The organism is Pseudomonas carassii, assembly GCF_036324045.1.
GTDB classification, from domain to species: Bacteria; Pseudomonadota; Gammaproteobacteria; order Pseudomonadales; family Pseudomonadaceae; genus Aquipseudomonas; species Aquipseudomonas peradeniyensis.
This window is the reverse complement of sequence record NZ_JAZDCT010000078.1, coordinates 1-2,558: the sequence shown is the minus strand read 5'-3', so window position 1 is coordinate 2,558 and position 2,558 is coordinate 1. Positions and strand designations below refer to the sequence as shown.

2 protein-coding genes are annotated in these 2,558 nt (G+C 58.9%); both read left to right on the top strand.

The window, feature by feature from the left end; genetic code table 11:
* Window positions 1–834 precede the first annotated feature (834 nt).
* Window positions 835–2,082, top strand: a complete 1,248-nt coding sequence (locus tag V0R62_RS26595) for an IS256 family transposase (RefSeq protein ID WP_060489951.1) — start codon at window positions 835–837, stop codon at window positions 2,080–2,082.
* Between the two features lie 130 nt (window positions 2,083–2,212).
* Window positions 2,213–2,558, top strand: a 346-nt coding sequence (locus V0R62_RS26590) for an isochorismatase family protein (RefSeq protein ID WP_330105819.1), incomplete at its 3' end; no start/stop codon positions are given.

The window sequence follows — 2,558 nt, the reverse complement described above, 5'->3', positions numbered from 1 at the left end:
AAGAAAAAACACCCTGCGAAAGCGTACGCCTCGCAGGGTGCCGGGGTGACCATCTCATTAAGGAACCAAAAAATCCTCGCTCCATTCATCCGGCCCCTTCGCTCCGCTCCGGGGTTCCCTCGCTCCGTTCTTGCTCCCGGGAGGACCGCGCTGTACGGCCCATCCTGGGCCGCAGCGCTCGACGGCCATCCATGGCCGTCGCCCCACTACGCAAGAACTCTGCTCGGCCTCCTGAAGTCGCAATTGGCGGCGCCTGGACTATCGCGCGCTTAGAAGCAAGAGCAAGAGCAAGAGCAAGAAATGCGAAGTTACTTGTCTGACAGTTAATTATGTATTGGCTGTTCCGGCCCTTTCGCGGGGCAAGCCCGCTCCTACAGGGATCTATATAACGGCGACTGTCGTGTAGGAGCGGGCTTGTCCCGCGATGCAATCGAGAGATTAATTAAGTTTAAACTAGCGACAGCTGCGCCAGTTCAGGCGCCACCCGTAACTTCGCGACTTCAGGAGGCCGAACGGAGGTCTTGCGAAGGGAGGTGACGGGCATGGATGCCCGTCAAGCGCTGGGGCCCAGGATGGGCCCTGCAGCGCGGCCCTCCCGGGAGCAAGGCCGGAGTGAGGGGACCCGGAGCGAAGCGGAGGGCCGGATGAATGGAGCGCAGCGTTTTTTGGTTACTTTTGTCCGGCCGGCGCTCCGGGCGTTTGACAAAAAGTGACCCGCCGTAAGGGCGGAAAGGTGAATAAGCGTCGACATCGCAAATGAATGCGCATAAAACTTCAAAAACGAGGGTGTCAGAAATTTTGTGTTCGGGCATAACATGAGTAAGAGGTGCATGTATGCCAACCAAAAAGAAACCCTTGCGTGACCTGCCCAAAATCCCCAAAGAGCTGCTGGAGCAGTTCGGTGAGGGCCTGATGACCGCAGAGGCTATCGAGGATGCCTCTGCGGCGTTCAAGAAGGCCTTGATCGAACGCGCTCTGCACGCCGAACTTGGCCACCACCTGGGTTATCCGCCGGGCGCGCAGCGCCCAGAGGATGAAACCAACCAGCGTAACGGCAAGAGTGGCAAGACGGTTTTGACCGGCGATGGCCCGCTGCGGCTGGAAATTCCTCGTGACCGAGACGGCAGTTTTGCGCCCATTCTCATCCCCAAGCATGAGCGGCGGTACACCGGTTTCGATGACAAGATCATCGCCATGTACGCCCGTGGCATGACGGTCAGAGAGATCCGAGCCTTTCTGTCCGAGCAGTATGGAACAGAGGTCTCACCCGACTTCATCAGCTCTGTGACAGACGAGGTCATGGAAGAAATTGGCGCGTGGCAGCAGCGGCCACTGGAGCCCATGTACCCGGTCATTTTCTTCGATGCACTGCGGGTGAAGATCCGCGAAGAAGGCTTGGTGCGCAACAAGGCCATTTACTTGGCGCTGGGCGTTCTACCCGACGGGACGCGCGATATCTTGGGCATCTGGATCGAGAACACCGAGGGTGCGAAGTTCTGGATGAAGGTCTTTAACGATCTCAAGACACGTGGTGTCGAGGATGTGCTGATTGCCGTGACCGATGGCCTCAAAGGCATGCCAGAGGCTCTCAGCGCCGTGTTTCCAGAGACGACGCTGCAGACGTGCATCGTGCACCTGATCCGCAACAGCCTGGACTTTGCAGCCTGGGACAAGCGGCGGGCACTGGCCAAGGCGCTCAAGCCGATCTACCAGGCCATCAACGCCGAAGCGGCTGAGCAGGCACTCGATGAGTTTGAAAACGGGCCCTGGGGCAAGCAGTATCCAACGGTCGTTGCGGCCTGGAGACGCGCCTGGGATCGAGTGATTCCCTTCTTTGTCTTCCCACCAGCCATCCGGAAAGTGATCTACACCACCAACGCCATCGAGAGTATCAATGCCCAGCTGCGCAAGATCATCAAGACCCGAGGCCATTTCCCGAACGATGACGCAGCTACCAAGCTGATCTGGCTGGGGCTGCGAAACATCACGGCGAACTGGGGCTCAGCGGCGCATGATTGGAAAAGTGCGATGAATCAATTCGCGATTTTGTACGGAGATCGGTTCATCAGGCCGACCTGGTGAAAGTCAGGGCCTGCCTGACGGCAGGCCGTTACCGGCCCGCACACAAAAAATCTGACACTTCCACGGTCGGCCCTGCACGCCATGTTTGCCTACGCTGAAACTCCCTACCTTTGAAGCAAGGAGTTCAGCCATGGCTTTCCACTACAACCGCCTGGACAAGAACAACGCCGCAGTACTGCTGGTCGACCACCAGACCGGCCTGCTGTCGCTGGTGCGCGATATCGACCCCGACCGCTTCAAGAACAACGTGCTGGCGCTTTCCGACCTCGCCAGGTATTTCAAGCTGCCCACCATCCTCACCACCAGCTTCGAAACCGGCCCCAACGGCCCTCTGGTGCCCGAGCTCAAGGAGCAATTCCCCGACGCGCCCTACATTGCCCGCCCCGGCAACATCAACGCCTGGGACAACGAAGACTTCGTCAAGGCGGTGAAGGCCACCGGCAAGAAGCAACTGATCATCGCCGGCGTGGTCACCG

What these genes read in the sequence shown, in the direction of transcription:
- V0R62_RS26595 (WP_060489951.1), top strand. Translation starts at nt 835, where the DNA reads ATGCCAACCAAAAAGAAACCCTTGCGTGACCTGCCCAAAATCCCCAAA.